Source organism: Yersinia sp. 1252 StPb PI (genome assembly GCF_048593885.1).
Classification (GTDB): domain Bacteria; phylum Pseudomonadota; class Gammaproteobacteria; order Enterobacterales; family Enterobacteriaceae; genus Yersinia; species Yersinia enterocolitica_E.
Genome location: NZ_JAZGQE010000574.1, coordinates 1 through 246 on the forward strand (window position 1 = coordinate 1; position 246 = coordinate 246).

The window sequence follows — 246 nt, forward strand, 5'->3', positions numbered from 1 at the left end:
CCAGAACCGCTGTTGATATAGGTTTTGATATATCGTGGGCAGAAGACGCGGCTTGCAGACCAAAAGAAAATATTATATCCGACTGTTTTTGATACTCTTTTGAGCGAATTAAATCATTATTGTATTCAATTGAAACGTCATTCATCTTTTTTATAAAGAAAATGATAATAAATGTGGACATTAAAAAACTCACCCACGGAGCATAGTATTCTATACTTTTAGGTATATGTGTAATTTCGAGATGAT

At 32.5% G+C, this 246-nt stretch carries 1 protein-coding gene; it reads right to left on the reverse strand.

The genetic code is table 11. The annotated features are described in order from the left end of the window. Positions 1-181, reverse strand: a 181-nt coding sequence (locus V2A85_RS24780; RefSeq protein ID WP_420072695.1) for a hypothetical protein, incomplete at its 3' end; no start/stop codon positions are given. Between the last annotated feature and the right edge of the window lie 65 nt (positions 182-246).